The 17,259-nt window shown below is 56.3% G+C and carries 18 protein-coding genes and 1 other annotated feature; of the genes, 10 read left to right on the top strand and 8 right to left on the bottom strand.

What is annotated here, in order from left to right:
- Nucleotides 1-60: 60 nt before the first annotated feature.
- Nucleotides 61-285 (bottom strand): alpha/beta-type small acid-soluble spore protein, encoded by a 225-nt coding sequence (locus tag JMF85_RS09415; protein WP_054796368.1) that lies wholly within the window; start codon nucleotides 283-285, stop codon nucleotides 61-63.
- Nucleotides 286-435: 150 nt separating this feature from the next.
- Between JMF85_RS09415 and JMF85_RS09410 the strand changes: the two genes are divergently transcribed.
- Nucleotides 436-633, top strand: coding sequence for a DUF5325 family protein (locus tag JMF85_RS09410; protein ID WP_054796349.1), 198 nt, complete (start codon nucleotides 436-438; stop codon nucleotides 631-633).
- A gap of 72 nt (nucleotides 634-705) precedes the next feature.
- Here the strand turns inward: JMF85_RS09410 and trpS are convergent, their stop codons facing one another.
- Nucleotides 706-1,695 (bottom strand): tryptophan--tRNA ligase, encoded by a 990-nt coding sequence (gene trpS, locus JMF85_RS09405; protein ID WP_127604966.1) that lies wholly within the window; start codon nucleotides 1,693-1,695, stop codon nucleotides 706-708.
- Nucleotides 1,696-1,767: 72 nt separating this feature from the next.
- Nucleotides 1,768-2,041 (bottom strand) — a binding site (T-box leader).
- A 125-nt stretch (nucleotides 2,042-2,166) separates the two neighbouring features.
- On the opposite strand from trpS, the gene JMF85_RS09400 reads away from it, so the two are divergent.
- Both JMF85_RS09400 and JMF85_RS09395 read left to right on the top strand, forming a co-directional pair.
- Entirely contained in the window at nucleotides 2,167-3,279 is a 1,113-nt protein-coding gene (locus JMF85_RS09400) for a permease (protein WP_141335395.1), read from the top strand.
- Between the two features lie 11 nt (nucleotides 3,280-3,290).
- A complete protein-coding gene (locus JMF85_RS09395) occupies nucleotides 3,291-4,238 on the top strand; it encodes a TIGR03943 family putative permease subunit (RefSeq protein WP_127604970.1) in 948 nt (315 codons plus the stop codon).
- 88 nt (nucleotides 4,239-4,326) lie between these two features.
- On the opposite strand, the gene JMF85_RS09390 is transcribed toward JMF85_RS09395, so the two are convergent.
- The gene (locus JMF85_RS09390; protein ID WP_127604971.1) at nucleotides 4,327-4,827 is read right to left on the bottom strand and encodes an LURP-one-related/scramblase family protein; all 501 of its coding nucleotides are present in this window, start codon (nucleotides 4,825-4,827) and stop codon (nucleotides 4,327-4,329) included.
- 166 nt (nucleotides 4,828-4,993) lie between these two features.
- On the opposite strand from JMF85_RS09390, the gene JMF85_RS09385 reads away from it, so the two are divergent.
- Nucleotides 4,994-6,196 carry a CapA family protein gene (locus JMF85_RS09385; RefSeq protein WP_201318103.1) on the top strand — a complete coding sequence of 401 codons (1,203 nt, stop codon included), beginning with the start codon at nucleotides 4,994-4,996 and terminating at the stop codon, nucleotides 6,194-6,196.
- Nucleotides 6,197-6,200: 4 nt separating this feature from the next.
- On the opposite strand, the gene JMF85_RS09380 is transcribed toward JMF85_RS09385, so the two are convergent.
- Complete coding sequence (locus JMF85_RS09380) at nucleotides 6,201-6,698, bottom strand: hypothetical protein (protein WP_054796344.1); 498 nt, start codon at nucleotides 6,696-6,698, stop codon at nucleotides 6,201-6,203.
- A gap of 102 nt (nucleotides 6,699-6,800) precedes the next feature.
- On the opposite strand from JMF85_RS09380, the gene JMF85_RS09375 reads away from it, so the two are divergent.
- Nucleotides 6,801-7,028 carry an alpha/beta-type small acid-soluble spore protein gene (locus JMF85_RS09375; RefSeq protein ID WP_054796343.1) on the top strand — a complete coding sequence of 76 codons (228 nt, stop codon included), beginning with the start codon at nucleotides 6,801-6,803 and terminating at the stop codon, nucleotides 7,026-7,028.
- A 209-nt stretch (nucleotides 7,029-7,237) separates the two neighbouring features.
- Here JMF85_RS09375 and JMF85_RS09370 read toward each other — a convergent pair whose 3' ends face one another.
- The gene (locus tag JMF85_RS09370) at nucleotides 7,238-7,627 is read right to left on the bottom strand and encodes an O-methyltransferase (protein ID WP_372813985.1); all 390 of its coding nucleotides are present in this window, start codon (nucleotides 7,625-7,627) and stop codon (nucleotides 7,238-7,240) included.
- A 236-nt stretch (nucleotides 7,628-7,863) separates the two neighbouring features.
- Here JMF85_RS09370 and JMF85_RS09365 point away from each other — a divergent pair, with 236 nt between their 5' ends.
- Complete coding sequence (locus JMF85_RS09365; protein WP_054799840.1) at nucleotides 7,864-9,123, top strand: methyl-accepting chemotaxis protein; 1,260 nt, start codon at nucleotides 7,864-7,866, stop codon at nucleotides 9,121-9,123.
- Between the two features lie 98 nt (nucleotides 9,124-9,221).
- Here the strand turns inward: JMF85_RS09365 and JMF85_RS09360 are convergent, their stop codons facing one another.
- Entirely contained in the window at nucleotides 9,222-11,012 is a 1,791-nt protein-coding gene (locus tag JMF85_RS09360; RefSeq protein WP_201318102.1) for a M3 family oligoendopeptidase, read from the bottom strand.
- A gap of 210 nt (nucleotides 11,013-11,222) precedes the next feature.
- On the opposite strand from JMF85_RS09360, the gene JMF85_RS09355 reads away from it, so the two are divergent.
- A complete protein-coding gene (locus tag JMF85_RS09355; protein ID WP_054796342.1) occupies nucleotides 11,223-11,414 on the top strand; it encodes a YycC family protein in 192 nt (63 codons plus the stop codon).
- Between the two features lie 9 nt (nucleotides 11,415-11,423).
- Entirely contained in the window at nucleotides 11,424-11,678 is a 255-nt protein-coding gene (locus JMF85_RS09350; protein WP_127604977.1) for a hypothetical protein, read from the top strand.
- Between the two features lie 133 nt (nucleotides 11,679-11,811).
- Here JMF85_RS09350 and JMF85_RS09345 read toward each other — a convergent pair whose 3' ends face one another.
- Entirely contained in the window at nucleotides 11,812-12,510 is a 699-nt protein-coding gene (locus tag JMF85_RS09345; protein ID WP_054799839.1) for a DUF2225 domain-containing protein, read from the bottom strand.
- Nucleotides 12,511-12,542: 32 nt separating this feature from the next.
- Nucleotides 12,543-12,905: a globin domain-containing protein gene (locus JMF85_RS09340; RefSeq protein ID WP_054796367.1), complete on the bottom strand. Its 363-nt coding sequence runs from the start codon at nucleotides 12,903-12,905 to the stop codon at nucleotides 12,543-12,545.
- 459 nt (nucleotides 12,906-13,364) lie between these two features.
- Between JMF85_RS09340 and ylbJ the strand changes: the two genes are divergently transcribed.
- Nucleotides 13,365-14,615, top strand: coding sequence for a sporulation integral membrane protein YlbJ (gene ylbJ / locus JMF85_RS09335; RefSeq protein ID WP_269103225.1), 1,251 nt, complete (start codon nucleotides 13,365-13,367; stop codon nucleotides 14,613-14,615).
- A 40-nt stretch (nucleotides 14,616-14,655) separates the two neighbouring features.
- Nucleotides 14,656-17,256, top strand: coding sequence for an alpha-glucan family phosphorylase (gene glgP / locus JMF85_RS09330; RefSeq protein WP_201318100.1), 2,601 nt, complete (start codon nucleotides 14,656-14,658; stop codon nucleotides 17,254-17,256).
- The last annotated feature ends 3 nt before the right edge of the window (nucleotides 17,257-17,259 follow it).

The raw sequence follows: 17,259 nt of genomic DNA, 5'->3' as shown, positions 1-17,259 counted from the left end.
GGAGATTGGCTCCCTGAGCTTATGTCGATACTACGCTGATGCTAAGAATGCCGTCTGCAATTAGCGAGTTTGACCCGCGATTGCTTGCTCGGCGATTTGGACCAAGCGACGAGTGATGTGACCGCCGATCGCACCGGTGTCGCGAGATGCCATGTAACCGTAGTAGCCGTCTTGCGGGATTTGGATGCCCAATTCTTGAGCTACCTCATACTTTAATTGATCCAATGCCTGTGAAGCTTGTGGTACGACCAGAGCGTTGCTGCTGCGGGATTGACCTGCACCCATGTTCAGCACTCCTTTCAATTGAATGATGTCTTTGATGTATTTGCAAGCTTGCAAACTTATTATGTGCCCGCTGTAAGAAACTATACGCACCTTTATGAAAAAACCTTTCGAGTTTCAAATTTTATGGAGCAAAGGCGGATTTGAACCCTTATGAACAAAACTCTTGCGCTGATTTATGCCCTTGTCGGGACCGCGCTGCTGACAACGGTCAGCTACTTTATCGCTGCAGGGCGACCATGGATGGCCGTATTGACCGGCATAATCGCCCTATTCTTTATAGGATCCGGCTTTATCGTGAAGGCCAGACAGCGGAGACGGCGCGAAGGCCGGCAGCAAGAAGAACGCTGACGGATCGATACATAAAAAAGAGCTTGTCCTCCGGGTGAACGATCACACCGTCGGACAAGCTCTTTTGTCGTTTCAAAGAACGACAAAGCCCATCTTCGTCTTGACTTCCTTCAGCATCCGTTCCGCCTGCTCGGCGGCCCGCTCCTTCCCTTCGGCCAGGATGCGGTGCAGCTCGCCGGATTCCCGGATCTCGCGATAGCGCTGCTGCAGCGGCTCCAGCACCGTCACGACAGCCTCGGCCAGGTCTTTTTTAAACGGCCCGTAGCCTTGTCCTTCGTAAAGCGCCTCGACTTCGGCAATCGTTTTATCAGCCACCTGCGTGTAAATGCTGATCAGGTTGCTCACCTCCGGCTTGTTCGCCGGATCGAATTTCACTTCGCGCCCCGAGTCCGTTACCGCCCGGCTAATTTTCTTGCGTACAACGTCCGGCGCATCGAGCAGCGCGATGTAGCTGCCGGCATTCGGATTGCTCTTGCTCATCTTCTTGGAGGCATCGTCAAGCGACATGACACGCGCCCCGACTTCCGGGATGTAGCCCTGCGGAATTTTGAACGTCTCGCCAAACTTGCCGTTGAACCGCTGCGCCAGGTCGCGCGTCAGCTCCAGATGCTGCTTCTGATCGTCGCCCACCGGCACGAGATCGGCATTGTACAACAGAATGTCGGCCGCCATCAACGAAGGATACGTGAACAAGCCCGCACCGACGGATTCTTTGCCGGCCGACTTGTCTTTAAATTGCGTCATCCGCTCCAGCTCGCCCATATAGGTGAGCGTCGTCATCAACCATCCAAGCTCCGCATGAGCGGACACCGTCGATTGCAGGAAGACCGTTGCCGCTTTCGGATCGATGCCAGCCGCCAAATACAGCGCCGCGACCGACTCCGACTGCTCCTTCAACGCCGCCGGTTCCTGCGGAACCGTAATCGCATGCAGATCGACCACCATAAAGTAGCAATCATGGGTGATCTGCAGCTTCACATAATTTTTCAAGGCTCCGATATAGTTGCCCAGCGTCAACTGCCCGCTGGGCTGCATCCCCGACAGCACTCGTAATTTGGACATGTTCTTCTTCCTCCTTGATCATGGAAACTTCTCTTCTTCCGGTCCGACTGCAAAACAAAAAGGCCTTCCGCCGCAAGGGACGAGAGACCGTGGTGCCACCCTAATTCGCCCGTTGCCGCGTCAGCCGCGAATCGGCGATCGACAAGAGCCTTGATCTCCTGTAACGGGGAGTGACCGTAACGGTATAATGCAGCGCACGACTCCTAAGCCCGGGCCCGGGTTTGACGCCTGTTCCACCGTTCAGCTCGAGGATCCATTCGAACGACCGCCGCCTGCCGGTTCGCACCTGCCACCGGCTCTCTGCAAAGCGTGCCTGCCGCCTACTTATTCCCGTCATCGCTTATTAGACGTCATTGTACCGAACGGCATGCGGCATGTCAAGATCACTTTTTGACCAAAAACTTGTCCTATATTCATTCCGCAGTGCATACGCTATAATAATAATTACGAAAAAGAAGGAGAGACCGTGCTTTGCAAACGACTATTCAACGACTGGCCACTAACGTTCTCGCCGTTTTATGCATCATCATGTTCATCCTTATTTTCAGGCAAAAACAGCCGCCCGACTTGTCGTGGATCGGCTCGGAGGAGCTTCAAAACTTTAAGACGCTGTTCATCAGCATCGTGCTCGAGGCGCTGCCGTTCGTCCTCCTCGGCGTCCTGGTTTCCGCCCTGCTGCAAATGTTCGTTTCCGAGCAAACGATCCGCAAATGGGTGCCCAAAAATCCGGTGCTCGGCGTTCTGTTCGCCTGCGCGCTCGGCATCGTCTTTCCGCTGTGCGAATGCGGGATGATCCCGGTCATACGCCGCCTGATTCTCAAGGGCATGCCCGTATATACGGCCGTCGTCTTCATCCTCGCCGGTCCGATTATTAATCCGGTCGTATACGCCTCCACCTTCATGGCGTTCCGTACGCGTCCCGAAATCGCCTACTCGCGCATGGCGCTCGCTTTTCTCGTCGCCGCCACGATCGGGCTGCTCGTGTACCGTTTCGTCCGCACCAATCCGCTGCGGGCCGGCTTGAAATACGGTGCCGCGCCTGTGCACACGCACAATCACGCGCATGAACACGGGCACGAATATGGGCATACGCATCATCATCATACAGCGCATGGGCATGATCACGGCCATACGCATGATCACAGCCATACGCATGCTCACGGTCCCGGATGGCGAGGCCGCTTGTCCGGCGTGCTTGGGCACGCATCGGACGAATTTTTCGACATGGGCAAATATTTGATTTTCGGCGCCATGCTGACAGCCCTGATTCAAACGTTCATGTCCCGGGAAAGCCTGGTTTCGATCGGGGAAGGAACGGTTAGCTCGCATCTGTTCATGATGGGCTTTGCCTATGTGCTGTCGCTCTGCTCGACGTCCGACGCCTTCGTCGCCTCGTCGTTCGCCACGACGTTCTCGGCAGGGTCGCTGTTGACCTTTCTTGTCTTCGGACCGATGCTCGATATGAAAAGCACGCTCATGCTTCTGTCCGCCTTCCGCGCCAAGTTCGTGCTTCTGCTGACCGGGCTGCTCGTAATCGTGACGTTAATCGGCTCGCTGCTGTTCGAACGTATCTTTTTCCAGTGAGGTGTCCTATTATGAGTCCACGTCTGCTCAGCTTTCACCATACCATTAAAGCGCTCATCTTATTCGGCTTTGCCGGTTATATCGCATATCTCGTGCACAGCGATCGAATTTTGCTCTACATCGCGCCCCGCATGGTGGATTACGTCAAATGGTCCTCCCTGGCGCTCTACGCCGTGGCTGTGTACCAAGGCTATCAGGCGGTACGCACGTTCCGCAGTACGCATGAGCCGGATTGCGACTGCGGGCACGATCATACGCCGTCGCGCTCCATTCTCAAGAACACGGTTGTATACGGCCTCTTCCTCCTGCCGCTGCTGCTCGGGTTCTTGCTTCCGGATACGTCGCTGGGCAGCAGCTTGGCCGCGAAGAAAGGCATGAACCTCAGCAGCGCCAGCGCCGTGAAGAAAGAAAGCGAGCCTCCGGAGGCAGGTCTCTCGTCCTCCAACGCAGCCGCGCCAGGCGCGGACAATCCGCCGCCGGCGCAACCGCCGGCCAAAGGAGCCTCCGGTTCTCTCGATGCGTTGTTTCCATCGGATAAGTTCACGAAGCAGTACGCCGATTTCGCGAAGAAGCTGTACGCTTCCGATCAGATTACCGTCCAGGAAGAATGGTTTATCGAGACGCTCACCTCGGTGGACCTTTACCTGGATGCCTTCATCGGCAAAAAAATGCAGCTGACCGGTTTCGTCTACCGGCAAGAGGATATGAAAGACAACCAGTTTGTCATCGGGCGCTTTTCCATTCAATGCTGCTCCGCGGATGCCGCACCGTTCGGCGTGCTTGCCGAGTACGACCGCGCCAAAACATTCGCCGCAGACACCTGGGTCACGGTCACCGGCACCCTGGAGAAGACGAAATTCAACGACGTCGAGATCATGGTGCTGAAGGTCGAGAAGGTAGCCAAAGCCGAACCGGCGAAGACACCCTACGTTTACCCGAACATGAATTTCGGCGCTTAATGGAGGGTCACCCGCCTGAACTTCTGCAGCAAGCCAAAAGGCTCCGGCAGCGCGTTAAGCGTTGCCGGAGCCTTTTTCCTTCGCTGTCTTATGTGGAGGCGGCGCTTTGCCTTTTTTGAATCGCATGAACGCCCATGACGACAACAATCAGTTCTTCCATCGGCAGCGTCGAGTCGTTGGTCAGCTCGAACGCCCCGGCCCCGAACATCCCGTCCACGCGGCGGAATTCGGCGGCCAGCTGCTCCCTCTCCGTCTTCACCGTATATTCCCGCGAGAAGGCGGGGGATTCGATATAGAACGTCCCGTGCGTATCGCTATCATATACATACCGTTTGGTAAAAAACGTGAACTTCGCTTTTAACGTGCCGATTTCTTGGTCCCCTCCGTTAAACACGAGCCACGTATTGGAGAAAGCCCGGAATTTTCCGCTATACGACGTTAACCCATCTGAGAAACTCTGGACCGTTACGCCGGATTGAAACATGCCGTGCAGGTCGAGCGTGCCGATTTTCCGCTCCCGTTCATCCGTGATGTCCGTTTCCCCTCTGGACAAAAAGTTGTCGCGAACATATACCTTGCGCGCTTCCATCACTAACATCTCCTCGCTTTCCGTCGATCGGAGGCTTTGTCATTTTTAACGAACGGCGCGGTTAAAAGGTTTCGGTTTTCAAACATTTTCCACGCTTCATAATCGCATTCATTCCAGTGAATAGTAAGGGTACCGGTGAAGTTATGACAAGGGAGGCGAATCCTGCGTGACACGTTGTCTGTCCGGCGCTATAGCGGCGGTCATCTTGCTTGCATCGTTAAGCGGTTCCGCCGCCAGCCCCGACGTTCACCCGACTGCCGTCCGGCAAGCCGTTCCAAGAGCGGCGTACGAAGTACCCCGGCTGCGCTCCGGCCCTCCCTGCCCGCAGCCGGAGCAGAAAGCGTCGATCGCCGCCATCGGCGATGTCTTGATTCACCGCTCCATTTATGACGACGCCCGCACAAAGAGCGGCTTCGACTTTCGGCCGATGTTCGAGAAAGTTCGTCCTGCGCTCGCGGCGGCGGACGTGACTGTCGCCAATCAAGAGAGCATCACCGGCGGGATCGGCATCGGCTTGTCCGATTACCCGACGTTCAACAGCCCGTTCGAGACAGCCGACGCTCTCCGGGATGCCGGCGTCGATGTCGTTACGATGGCCAACAACCATACGCTCGATCGCGGCGAGAAGGCTGTGCTGCAAGCGATCGGGCACTGGCGGGACTTGCAGGTCGAGTACGCGGGAGCGAGCGAGAGCGTCAACGATCGGCGGCGTATGCGGCTCGTGAAACGGAACGGCTTGAAGCTGGCGTTTCTATCATACACCTACGGCACCAACGGCATTCCTTCACCGCCGGGCAAATCCCATCTCGTGCACCGGCTGGAGCCGGGCGTCCTGACCGCCGAAATTCGCGAAGCGAAGCGGCTGGCCGATGCCGTCGTCGTCAGCCTGCACTTCGGCGTCGAATATCAGCGGCTGCCGAACGACGAGCAGAAGCGCCTGGCCAAACTGGCCGCCGTGTCCGGCGCGGACTTGATCCTCGGCCATCATCCGCATGTGCTGCAGCCGCTCGAGTGGATCGACAACGGCCGTAACGGCGGACGAAGCCTGGTCGTCTACTCGCTCGGCAATTTTATCGCCGCTCAGAAGCAATCCGACCCGCATACGCGAATCGGCGGCATCTTGAGCGCGGACCTCCGAAAGGTACCGGGGCCGGGGCCAGAGGCCGGTTCGATAGGCAGCCGCATCGTCGTCGAGAACGTCACATTCCTGCCCACTTACATCCGCTTCAAGCGGTGGCGCGGTTATCGTGTCGTTCCGCTGGCCTCCGTGACGGAAGAGGAATTAAAGGACGCGCCCCGCGTCTTTAAAGAAGTGGCCGCCCATATGCGCCGCTGGATGCCGGACCTTACCGTCGCGGACGGGTTATAAACGACTATGTCGAATATTTCAAAGACAACTCATCCAACAATCGGCGAACCGTGGGGACGGTGTCTTTGTACAAAGGGCGGTAGTCGAGCGGCTCCACGAAGCTCAGGAACGTTTCGGCGATATCCCGTACCTGCCGAACGTACTCCGCCTTATCCACCGTATAAGACGCTACCCGGCGCGGGGCTCCGCCTTGCCGCTCCTCCACTTCCGTCAATTCCAGCTCCCGCTCGCTTCGGTGGATGACGACGAACGAGAACGCCCGGCATTCCGGATCGCCGCAGCCGCAAATAAAGAACGGAACCTTCGTCCACGCGTCCACTCCGGCCCAGCGGTCCGGTTCCACGTTCTCCAAAGCGCTCAAGAGCAGGGCCGGCAGTCCGACGTCCAGACATAAAGGCTCATCGATCACGGTTTCACCGTCGATGTCGAGCCGGACGTCGGCGTGAACGATCTGCAGGCCGGCGTCAAACGACCAGTTGCGGTAAGTTAATGAAAATGCCATGGCGGTTCTCCTTTTCACCCGGTGGACACATTTACCAATTTTTTTCAAAGAGTATAATTATTGCTTTGGTACATACTACCTTCAAGAACGGAGGTGATATCGATGGGCGCAGGACAATCCCGCAGCAGCAACGCTTTGGTCGTACCTCAAGCTTCCCAAGCTTTGGACCAACTGAAGTATGAAGTTGCTCAAGAGCTGGGCATCCAAATTCCTCAAGACGGGTACTATGGTTTCATGGCTACTCGCGACACCGGGGCTATTGGTGGCCACATCACACGTCGTCTGGTTCAAATCGCCGAGCAGCAGTTGGCCGGCAAGTTCACTCGATAATGCAGTACCTCGAATACTTAACGGGGCGGTTCCCTCGCGGAACCGCTTTTCCATGTGCGGCCGCCCCGATTATCCGAGGCCGGTATTGTTTATTATAAACGATTTCCACCGCTCCCGTCTAAGCGCAGGATGGAATCCGTAAAAGTGAAATAGGCCTCCGGCATCAACGCCAAAGGCCCATCCTACTATAAATGAGGTATAAGTGCTGATCAATCGGTATTGCCGTTTTTGTCGGGATTGACAAGATTCGCCATATTATAATTCGATTCGAACGTGACGCTTGTGCATAACAAGTTTTGCCGCATCGCGAACTCGAACTGGATTTCGCCGTGCGACCATTTTTTCAGCTTTAACGACTCAAGGGCTGTCTGACGAAAGGAGTGCTGGTGGCTTTCGGTCAGTCCCCGGTCCGCTTTCTTGAGTTCGCTTCCTCTACTTTCCAAGGGAAAGTGCCTGACCCCGAACTTTCCTACCATGTTGTTGCGAATTTGCACGAATACGGTGCCCGACGTCAAATGCGCAAGCTCTTCCTTTAATTCCCGAAACACCAGGTCCAACTGCCGCGCTAACGAAACCTTCTCCAAAATCAAAAGCATCATCCCTTCTTTTTGAATTAATGGAATATTATGTATATCCTGATGTAGCCCTATTATAGGACAATAAAATCAAAATATCAACAAAAATTCACTTTTTTCGCTATGCATGTAGGCCTATCGAAACCCCTTTCTTCCAACCCTATAGACCAAAACTTACAAGCAGTGGTATAATTGCCCGTAGGATTAATCGCCTTGTATGAGTCGTTGATCCCAGAACAGATTGAAGGGGTCGTTCGGGTATGAACAGATTTTCAGGCTTATCGTTTAAGAACAAGCTCCAGCTTGGGTGCTACGCCATCGTTGCCGTTTACTCCATCGCTATGCTGTTTTTCATTTTTCAATCCTCGTCAAGTATGCTCTGGGGGCTTATTTTACTATTTCTGCTGGCCGGGTTAAGTTTTCCTTTTATCCGATTCCTGGAAAGAACGCTTACAGAACCGATCAGCGATATTTCCCGCGCCGCGATTAGCATCTCCAAGGGCGACTTCACGTCGAAAATTCACATTCAATCGAACGATGCGCTGGGCGAGCTGGCGAATTCGTTCAACCGGATGACGGAGAAGCTGCGCGAAATTTTGAAGGATACCGGTAAAGCGTCGAAACACGTGTCGGATTCCAGCCGGGACATCTTTTACAAGAATGAGAAAATGAAAGCGGTGCTCGAAGAAGCCGCGATCGCAGCCAACGAGCTTGCAGCCGGGGCCAATCAAATTTCCGAGGAAATCAGTGAGGTTTCTGCCGCCACGAAGGACATCGAGCATAAAGTAACCAGCTACACGGAATCGACGCGGGAAATGAATGCGCGCTCCGGCCAAATGCTGGAGCTGGTCAATAAAGGTCTGCAATCCGTCGAAACGCAAAGCGACGGCGTCCGCAAGAACGTCGAAGCGACCGCCAACGTCTCGAACACGATCAACTCGCTGGCCGAGCTGACGAAAGGAATTTCCACCATCACCGCGTCCATTTCGGAAATCGCCGAGCAGACGAACCTGCTGTCCTTGAACGCCTCTATTGAAGCGGCACGGGCAGGCGAGCATGGCAGAGGCTTCGCCGTCGTCGCCCAAGAAGTCCGGAAGCTTGCCGAAGAGTCGACGACCTCGACCCAAGAGGTGTTCGGCTTGGTGCGCAGCATTGAGCAAGGCATCCAGGAAGCGCTCTCGTCCATGGCGCAAAACGAAAAGATCGTGCAAGAGCAAACCCAGCTGATTTCCGAGACGGAAACGGTATTCGGAGAAATCGTAAGCAGCGTATCCTTCATCAGCGAGCAAATTTCAAAGTTCGCGCGCGAAAGCGAGCAGATGCTGGCCGGCGCCCAACAAATCTCGGCGACGATGGAGAACATATCGGCAATCACGGAGCAATCCGCCGCCGGGACGGAGCAAGTGTCCGCCTCCATGAAGGATCAGATCGGCGCCGTGCAAGCCATCGTGGCCCAGTCGGAAGAAATGACACGGCTGGTGACGCAGCTGCAGCTCACGATGAGCATCTTCAAGCTCTAGTACATAAGAGACGGCCATGTGAAAGAGGCTGACCCCCGCAGATTATCATCTGCCGCAGGGTCAGCCTCTTTCCTTGTACACCGAACGGTCGAACGGTCTTATTCCGTCAAGCGCAGAAATTCATGCACGTCGGCGACCGACAGATCCAGCGCCTGCTGCCAGAAGTCCGGCTTCGTCAGGTCGACGCCCAAATGTTTACGCGCCAGTTCTTCCACGGTCATCCGGCCGGTATCGCGCAGGAGCGCCACATACTGGTCCTCGAACGCAGCTCCCCGGCGGAGCGCCTCGGCGTACAAGCCGGTGCTGAACATATAACCGAACGTATACGGAAAATTGTAGAACGGTACCTCGGTGATGTAAAAATGCAGCTTCGACGCCCAAAAATGAGGATGATATTCCTCGAGTGCCTCACAAAACGCCTGCTTCTGCGCCGCCGTCATCAGCTCGTTCAAGCGCTCGATCCCGACCAGCCCCTGGCGCCGCTCCTCGTAGAAATTCGTCTCGAATATAAATCGCGCATGGATGTTCATATAGAACGCGACGGATCGCTGTATTTTATCCTCCAGCAGCGTAATCCGCTCAGCCTCGCTTGACGCGGCCTTCACCGCCGCATCGGCGACGACCATCTCCGCGAACGTCGAGGCCGTCTCGGCCACGTTCATCGCGTACTCCTGTGCAAGCGCCGGCAAATCGTTCATGACGTGCTGGTGGTACCCGTGGCCCAGCTCATGCGCCAGCGTCGCCACATTGGAAGCCGTGCCGGCGTAAGTCATGAAGATCCGGGTTTCTTCGGCGATCGGGAACGACGTACAAAACCCGCCCGGCCGCTTGCCGGGACGATCCTCCGCTTCGATCCAGCGGTTCTCGAACGCCCTCTCCGCAAAATCAGCCATCCGCGGGCTGAAGCGGCGGAACTGCTCGACGATCAGCTGGGCGCCTTCATCATAGCTGAACTCCAGGCTGCCTTCGCCGACTGGCGCGTCGACATCGTACCAGCTCAGCTTCGGAATGCCGAGCAGCTTCGCTTTCCGCTCCAGATAACGGACGAAGATATCTTTACCGCCCTCGATGACGCCCCACATCGCATCGAGCGTTTCCTTCGTCATCCGGTTGATCGCAAGCGGCTCCTTGTGAATGTCCTCCCAGCCTCGGCGCTCGTACAGCTTCAGCCGGAACCCGCCCAAATGGTTCAGCGCGTCGGCGCAATAATCCGCATGCTCGGCCCACTGCTCCTCCCATGAACGGAACAGCTTCTGCCGCACCTTCCGGTCGGGGCTGTGCATCCGGTTGGCCGCCTGACCGGCCGACAGCTGAAGCACTTCGCCGTTCTCCTCATACGGAACGCGGAACTTGCTGACGGTCGTGTTATACGACTCGCCCCAGCCGTGATACCCGTCAACGGCCAAATCGTTGACAAGCGCCTCCTGCTCCGGCGGCAGCTTGTCGGCCGCAAGCAGCTTGCGCTCTACGAGCGGGTAACGGATTTCCGCCGTTTCCGGATGCGCCAGCAATGCCTGCCAGGCCTCCTCCCCTATACGCGTCAGCAGGTCGTCGAAATGCGTTTGCGCGGTGGCGTACTCCGCCCCAATCGCCTTCACTTTACCTGCCAGCATGACGGCCGTCTTATCGTTCTGGTTAGCGGCGGCCAAGCAGGCCGTGAACGAGTCCGCTTCGCGCAATGCGAGCGCCGCTTTCTGCAGCAGCGCAAGCGTCGGCAGCAGCGCCGTCGCTTCCTCGGCCGTGTTCGGCACGCGCAGCTCCTTCAGCGCGGTACGCAGCGCCGCGATATCCGTCTCCAGCTGACGCAGAAAGCGGGCAAACGCCTCCGATTGACTGCCTCCGGCAAAAAAACGCTCCAAATCCCAGGTTTGAGGCAAAGGACTTTGCATGAGTGAACACCGCACCTTCCAATAAGGGATATACTTCTTTTTCCATTAAACCATAATTTGACGTCCAGCCCAAATGGAGCTCTATTGTTCGGACGGGTGCGTCAAGAGGCGCAGGCCCCCGCCCTTCCGGGATGGTTTCTTGTTGAATGCAGGTCCTGGATATGTTTAAATGGAGACTATAGATGTACGAATGGGAGTTGATTTCGGAAGATGAGACCGCTGCAAATTTCTCCGGAAACGGCACAAAAGCTGGCCAAACAGTTGAACGTGCCGCTGGAGCACCTGATGCATATGCCGCAGCATATTTTGCTGCAAAAGCTGGCCGAGCTGGCCAAATCTGCGGAAGCGGATAGCAAAACCGGCACCGCCGCCGAAGCTCAAGAAAAGCCGAAATCGGAGTAACCGAAAACGATGATACCTTTCGAAAATACATGGCCTTACGACCGGTTCGGTCAGGACATCTACGTGCAAAACTGCCCGTTCTGCCAAGCGGAGAACGTCCTGCTGCCGCTTAAAGCGAGGGACATGCAGGAGCTTCAAGACCGCGTCAAGAAGCTGCTCGTATTCCCCTGCTGCCGCAATCGGCTGACACTCGTCGATGCCGATTCGGACTATTTGCTGGCGAGCCGGCCGCTTCGCCGCGGCGACCGCTCGAAATCGACATAACAGCAGACAAGCGGGCGCTAATTCCTGCAAATGGCATAACAAAACGCTTAAAGCAAATTCGTTTCCCGCCTCCCCGGCCCGGCAGCGAATTCCCTTTAAGCGTTTGTTTGTTAGTGCAGCTTACATACGGAGTCTATAATTCTTGGACATCTTCTTCCAGCTGAAGCTTTTGCTCCTGCATTTCCTCCCGTACGGCCTGCCACTGCTCCCGGCAAGCCCGAATCATGCCGGCATCCATAATCTGTTTGTCGTTCACGACGCGTGCGAACCACTTGACCGCTTGATTGAAATTTTTCAAGCGCCGATGCAGCTCTCCGATTAAATACATGAGCCTGGCGTTGTTCATCTCGGAAGCTTCCGTCTCAAACGTCCGGATATACTCCTCAAGCGCGTATTGAAGGAACCGTTTCTCCTGCTCCTCGTTTCCCTGATGCCGATACAACCAGGCAATATGGTGGAGCAATGAGGCGGTGACCCGCCCTTTTTCATTCACCGCCTGCGCGCATACGAGCGCCAGCTTAAAAGCATATAATGCATCATCCCATTGACGTTCGCCGCCGCAGTCTTTGTACGACCACTTGGCGCCGATCTTCTCCTTAAAAGCGTTCTTCTGCTGAAGCGTGAGGTGCTCCTTCGAATTTTCGGTGCCGGCGAAGCCGCAAAACGGACAAATCCGCACGACGTAATAATCGGGATTCAGATCTTTATAATGCAGGCAAAAGTCCGTGTCGGACTTGATCGACTTCTTGAAGCTCGGCCTTACCCGAGACGTTCTGAATTCCGCATCGCACTGGGGGCATTGGACTTTTGCTTGGAATAGAGGCTCCATCATTTCATACACTTCCTTTAATCGGCATATGACATTCAGCTGTTCACAAAATGATAGGCAGGCCCCTTCAGCCGTTCCAGCACGGCGCGCCGCAGCTGCGGCTCCATGCCGGTTTCTTCAAGCGCTAACGCCATGCAGCCGAGCCACGCTTCCGCTCGCTCTTCGGTAATGGGGAAAGGGAGGTGGCGGGCGCGCATCATCGGATGGCCGTATTGTTCCGAATACAGCGGCGGTCCGCCGAAAAATTGACTTAAAAATAAAGTTTGCCTCTCCATCACCGGCCTAATATTGTCAGGAAATAACGGGCCGATCAGCGGGTGGGCCTGAACCTTCGGATAGAAGGCTTCGACGATTCGGCGAATGCCTTCCACCCCGCCCATCGCTTCATATATCGTCATCGATTCTCGTTCATGCGTCAAAGCAATCAGCTCCTTAACCCTAAGATAATCGGCGGCACCGTCCTTGTCTTACAAAGGGGGCGCGATGTCAGTCAACAAAAAAAGATGCTAATGCATGCGCTTTAGCATCGTCATTCGAATCCTATCCCACTCGGCGCGTTGACCGGTAAACACAGCAACGGCCGTTTCAACTTAGGCGTCTTCTTCACCAGAGGTCATTAAGGTCTCCCTGATGACATATACAAATGCACATACGAGAATTCCAGCAATAACGCCCATCATAAGGATCACTCCCATTCTCATATTAGTACCATTGTACCATAAAAAAAATAAACAAACAGCATTTTTGAAAGCACTCTCTTTAATTTTTGCATGCCTATATCTTCCATTCAGGAGCATGTCTCCGGGAAGCTCGTCATATACCAGAATGACAGGCTCTTTGGAGAGGAAGTGACTTTTTTGCGCAAAACAAATCCCGGTCTGCAGCTCGCCGCACTCGCCGCCGTCCTGTTAGCCTGTATGATGCTGATCTTTCCGGAACCGTCTTTTCGGGCGTCCATCAAGGGCATTGCCATCTGGTGGGATGTGCTCTTTCCCGCACTGTTTCCGTTCTTCGTCATCTCCGAGATGATGCTCGGCATCGGCATTGTGCATTTCTTCGGGACGCTGCTCGATCCGATGATGCGACCGCTATTTCGCGTGCCCGGGATCGGGGGCTTCGTGATGGCGATGGGTTTTGCCTCCGGGTATCCGATCGGCGCCCGGCTGACGAGCCAGCTGTGGGATCAGCGTATCGTTACCCGCGAGGAAGGCGAACGGCTTGTCGCGTTTACGACGTCGTCGGATCCGATCTTTCTGATCGGCGCCGTATCGGTCGGCTTCTTTCACAGCCCGTCGCTTGCCGGGCTGCTCGCCGCCGCCCATTACGGCTCAGCCGTTCTCGTCGGTTTGATGATGCGGTTTCATGGCAAGCCGAGGGAGGGTCATGGCGTTCAGACCCGGGAGGCAAAAGCCCCCAAGGTCAGTCGGATAGGTATATGGAAGCAATCGTTTCGGGCGATGCACACGGCCAGATTGCAGGACGGACGAACGCTTGGCGTCATGCTGACGCAAGCTTTATCCTCGGGTCTCCAATTATCGTTCGTCATCGGAGGCTTGGTCGTGTTTTTCTCCGTCGTCATGGAAGTACTGGCGTCCGCAGGCGTGATGTCGTTCATTTATACGGGGGTGCAAACCGTGCTGCAGGGCGCAGGCATTCCCTCCGTCTTGGCAGAAGCCGTCGTGAACGGATTTTTCGAGGTGACGCTAGGAGCCAAAGAGGCCGGCAGCGCAATCGGCATTCCGCCCATGTACAAAGCGGCGATTGCGGCCTGGGTGCTCTCGTGGGCAGGGCTGTCCGTTCATGCGCAAATCGTCAGCGTGCTTCACCGCACGCCGTTTCGCTACACGCCGTTCTTATTCGCGCGGTTCGTGCACGGCTTGCTGGCGGCCGCCCTGGTCCTGCTCCTCTGGGAGCCGCTGGCCGCCGTTCCCGCGACGTTCGAGCCGTCCGCTTACTCCACCGTAGACGTGACGCAGCCGCTCGCGACCTGGTTCCGGCATACGCTGCCGGCGGCGCTGACGGCTTTTACGGTTTCCCTTGTCATCATGCTGCTGCTGTCCGCCTGCTTCCTCTTCGCCCGAAGATGTATGAAGCGGATCCGAACTTAAGTTCATACGGTATATCCAAAATTTAGATTGAGGTGACCTGATGCATACGTTGTTCCGTGCACGTCAAATCCCGCTGCCTGCGGCCCTTGTCCGATTATCCGAGCTTGCTCACAACCTGTGGTACAGCTGGAACGACAGCGCCAAGTCGCTGTTTGCCGAGATCGATGCGACCTTGTGGGACCAGTGTCAGCACAACCCTGTGCGTCTGCTCATCGAGGCTCCGAACGAAAAGCTGGAACGGCTCGCCGGGAATGGCGATTTCCTAAGGCGCTACCAGGCGGTTATCCAGCAGTACGACGACTATATGGAGAGGCAGACCTGGTTCGAGCGGCAATACCCGCAGCACGTTCATCAAGCGGTCGCTTACTTCTCGGCGGAATTCGGCTTTCACGAATTGCTGCCGATCTACTCCGGGGGGCTCGGCGTGCTTGCCGGGGATCATTGCAAATCGGCAAGCGATTTGGGTGTGCCGCTCGTCGGCATCGGCCTGTTGTATAAGAAAGGTTATTTCAATCAAAAAATCGATAACCGGGGCGGACAACAAGCCGAGAACGTCGTCTACGACTTCATGAAGCTGCCGATCGGCCCGGCGTATGCGCTCGATTCCGAGTCCCCGCAGGAATGCGAGGAGCCGTCGTCATCCCCGGACGCTGCGACTGAAACGGCTCCCGAGGAGCTGTACATCACGGTACCGGTGGCGGATCGTACGGTGCGTCTAAAGGTTTGGCAAGTCCAGGTGGGCCGCATACCTGTCTATTTGCTCGACGCCGATCTGCCAGATAACAGTCCCTGGGACCGCGAGCTGACCGGACAGCTGTACGGCGGTAACCAGGATATCCGGATCGCGCAGGAGGTGCTCCTTGGCGTAGGCGGCATCCGGGCGCTGCGGGCGCTTGGAATCCCGACCGGGGCGTATCATATCAATGAAGGCCATGCGGCGTTCCTCTCTTTCGAACGGCTGCGGGAACAGTTGGATCAGGGGCTGCCCTTCCACGTGGCGCTCGAGGTCGTTCGCGCCGGCACCGTCTTCACTACGCATACGCCGGTGCCGGCCGGACACGACGCGTTCCCGCTTCCGATGTTCGACTACTATTTCAGCAAGCTGTTTGCGGACTATCCGGGCTTCCGGCACGATTTCACCCGTCTCGGATTCGACGAGCGCAAGCAGGCTTTCAATATGACGCATCTTGCGATGAACACCGCTGCGCTGCGCAATGGCGTCAGCAAGCTGCACGGGCATGTGTCCCGCGAGATGTTCCGGGAGTTCCACGGGGACATTGATGTGAATGAAGTGCCGATCGGGCACATTACGAATGGCGTGCATCTGAACACGTGGCTGGCTCCGGAGCTGAAGGCGCTGTTTAACCGCTTTTTACCCGGCGGCTGGCAGCAGCATCAGACCGACCCGGACATGTGGAGCTCGCTGCAGATCGTGCCCAGCGAGTCGCTCTGGAACATTCACAGCGGGTTGAAGAAGAGGCTGATCGGGCTGGCGCGCGACAACCTTCGCGAACAGCGCAGACGCAGCAGCCTACCCGCCGATAAGCTTGCGGAAGTGGACGGCTATTTGTCCGAGCAAGCGCTGACCGTCGGGTTCGCGCGCCGGTTTGCGACCTATAAACGGGCCCGTCTCCTGTTTAACGATTTGAACCGGTTGGACCGGCTCGTCAACAATCCCGAGCGCCCCTTGCAGTTCATATTCGCCGGGAAGGCGCATCCGGCCGATCAGCCCGGACAGGACATGATCCGGGACATTTATCAAGTGTCGCAGATGGATCGATTCCGCGGCAAAATCGTCATCCTGGAAAATTACGATATCAACCTCGCCCGCGTCCTTGTCCAGGGCGTCGACGTCTGGTTGAACAACCCGCGCCGCCCGTACGAAGCCAGCGGTACCAGCGGCCAGAAGGCAGCGATGAACGGCGTTCTCAATTTCAGCGTGCTGGACGGCTGGTGGGAGGAAGGTTACGACGGCGCCAACGGCTGGAGCATCCATTCCAATGACAAGTCGGACCCGGAGACGCAAGATCGGGAAAATACACAGTCGTTGTACCACGTCCTGGAGCATGAAATCGTGCCGCTTTATTACAGTCAGGGCGAGTTCCCGTCCCCGTGGGTTGATCGGATGAAGCATTCGATCCGCACCTTGTCGCCGGTCTACAATACGGACCGGATGGTGATGGATTATACGAACGGCACCTATGTTCCCTCGCTTGTGCGGACGCAGCGTTTCGTAAGCAACCATTACGAGGAGGCGACAAAGGTCGCCGACTATAAGAAGTTTGTGCGGAGCAATTGGCAGCACGTCCGCGTGCTCGAGGTTAACGACGGCCTTACGACCGGCAGGCAGCCCGTCCCGGGCATGGCGCCGACAAAGGAAGCCACCGCCACGGTGCACTTCGGGCCGATGTGGTACCGCGACACGGCCGTAGAGCTCGTCTATTACGAAGAACAGCCCGATGGCTGGCGGCAGGTCGTCGTCGTCATGGAGCCGACCCGTCATCTTAACGAGAACACGATCGTTTACCGTGCGGTCATTCCGTCGCATCTCCGCCACGGCTCGCACTTTTCCGTACGCGTTCATCCGGTAAGCGCCAATTTCACCCACCGCTTCGAGCTGCCCTTGGTCAAAGCGTATTAGCCG

Source organism: Paenibacillus sp. EPM92 (assembly GCF_016586185.1).
GTDB lineage: Bacteria > Bacillota > Bacilli > Paenibacillales > NBRC-103111 > Paenibacillus_G > Paenibacillus_G validus.
The sequence above is the reverse complement of the archived record's forward strand: the minus strand, read 5'-3'. Positions and strand labels throughout refer to the sequence as shown.

Bases quoted from the DNA above. Each gene is read 5' to 3' on its own strand.
- JMF85_RS09415 (WP_054796368.1), bottom strand. From the start codon at position 285: ATGGGTGCAGGTCAATCCCGCAGCAGCAACGCTCTGGTCGTACCACAA.
- JMF85_RS09410 (WP_054796349.1), top strand. From the start codon at position 436: ATGAACAAAACTCTTGCGCTGATTTATGCCCTTGTCGGGACCGCGCTG.
- trpS (WP_127604966.1), bottom strand. From the start codon at position 1,695: ATGTCCAAATTACGAGTGCTGTCGGGGATGCAGCCCAGCGGGCAGTTG.
- JMF85_RS09395 (WP_127604970.1), top strand. From the start codon at position 3,291: ATGAGTCCACGTCTGCTCAGCTTTCACCATACCATTAAAGCGCTCATC.
- JMF85_RS09390 (WP_127604971.1), bottom strand. From the start codon at position 4,827: ATGGAAGCGCGCAAGGTATATGTTCGCGACAACTTTTTGTCCAGAGGG.
- JMF85_RS09380 (WP_054796344.1), bottom strand. From the start codon at position 6,698: ATGGCATTTTCATTAACTTACCGCAACTGGTCGTTTGACGCCGGCCTG.
- JMF85_RS09375 (WP_054796343.1), top strand. From the start codon at position 6,801: ATGGGCGCAGGACAATCCCGCAGCAGCAACGCTTTGGTCGTACCTCAA.
- JMF85_RS09370 (WP_372813985.1), bottom strand. From the start codon at position 7,627: ATGATGCTTTTGATTTTGGAGAAGGTTTCGTTAGCGCGGCAGTTGGAC.
- JMF85_RS09365 (WP_054799840.1), top strand. From the start codon at position 7,864: ATGAACAGATTTTCAGGCTTATCGTTTAAGAACAAGCTCCAGCTTGGG.
- JMF85_RS09360 (WP_201318102.1), bottom strand. From the start codon at position 11,012: ATGCAAAGTCCTTTGCCTCAAACCTGGGATTTGGAGCGTTTTTTTGCC.
- JMF85_RS09355 (WP_054796342.1), top strand. From the start codon at position 11,223: ATGAGACCGCTGCAAATTTCTCCGGAAACGGCACAAAAGCTGGCCAAA.
- JMF85_RS09350 (WP_127604977.1), top strand. From the start codon at position 11,424: ATGATACCTTTCGAAAATACATGGCCTTACGACCGGTTCGGTCAGGAC.
- JMF85_RS09345 (WP_054799839.1), bottom strand. From the start codon at position 12,510: ATGATGGAGCCTCTATTCCAAGCAAAAGTCCAATGCCCCCAGTGCGAT.
- JMF85_RS09340 (WP_054796367.1), bottom strand. From the start codon at position 12,905: ATGACGATATATGAAGCGATGGGCGGGGTGGAAGGCATTCGCCGAATC.
- glgP (WP_201318100.1), top strand. From the start codon at position 14,656: ATGCATACGTTGTTCCGTGCACGTCAAATCCCGCTGCCTGCGGCCCTT.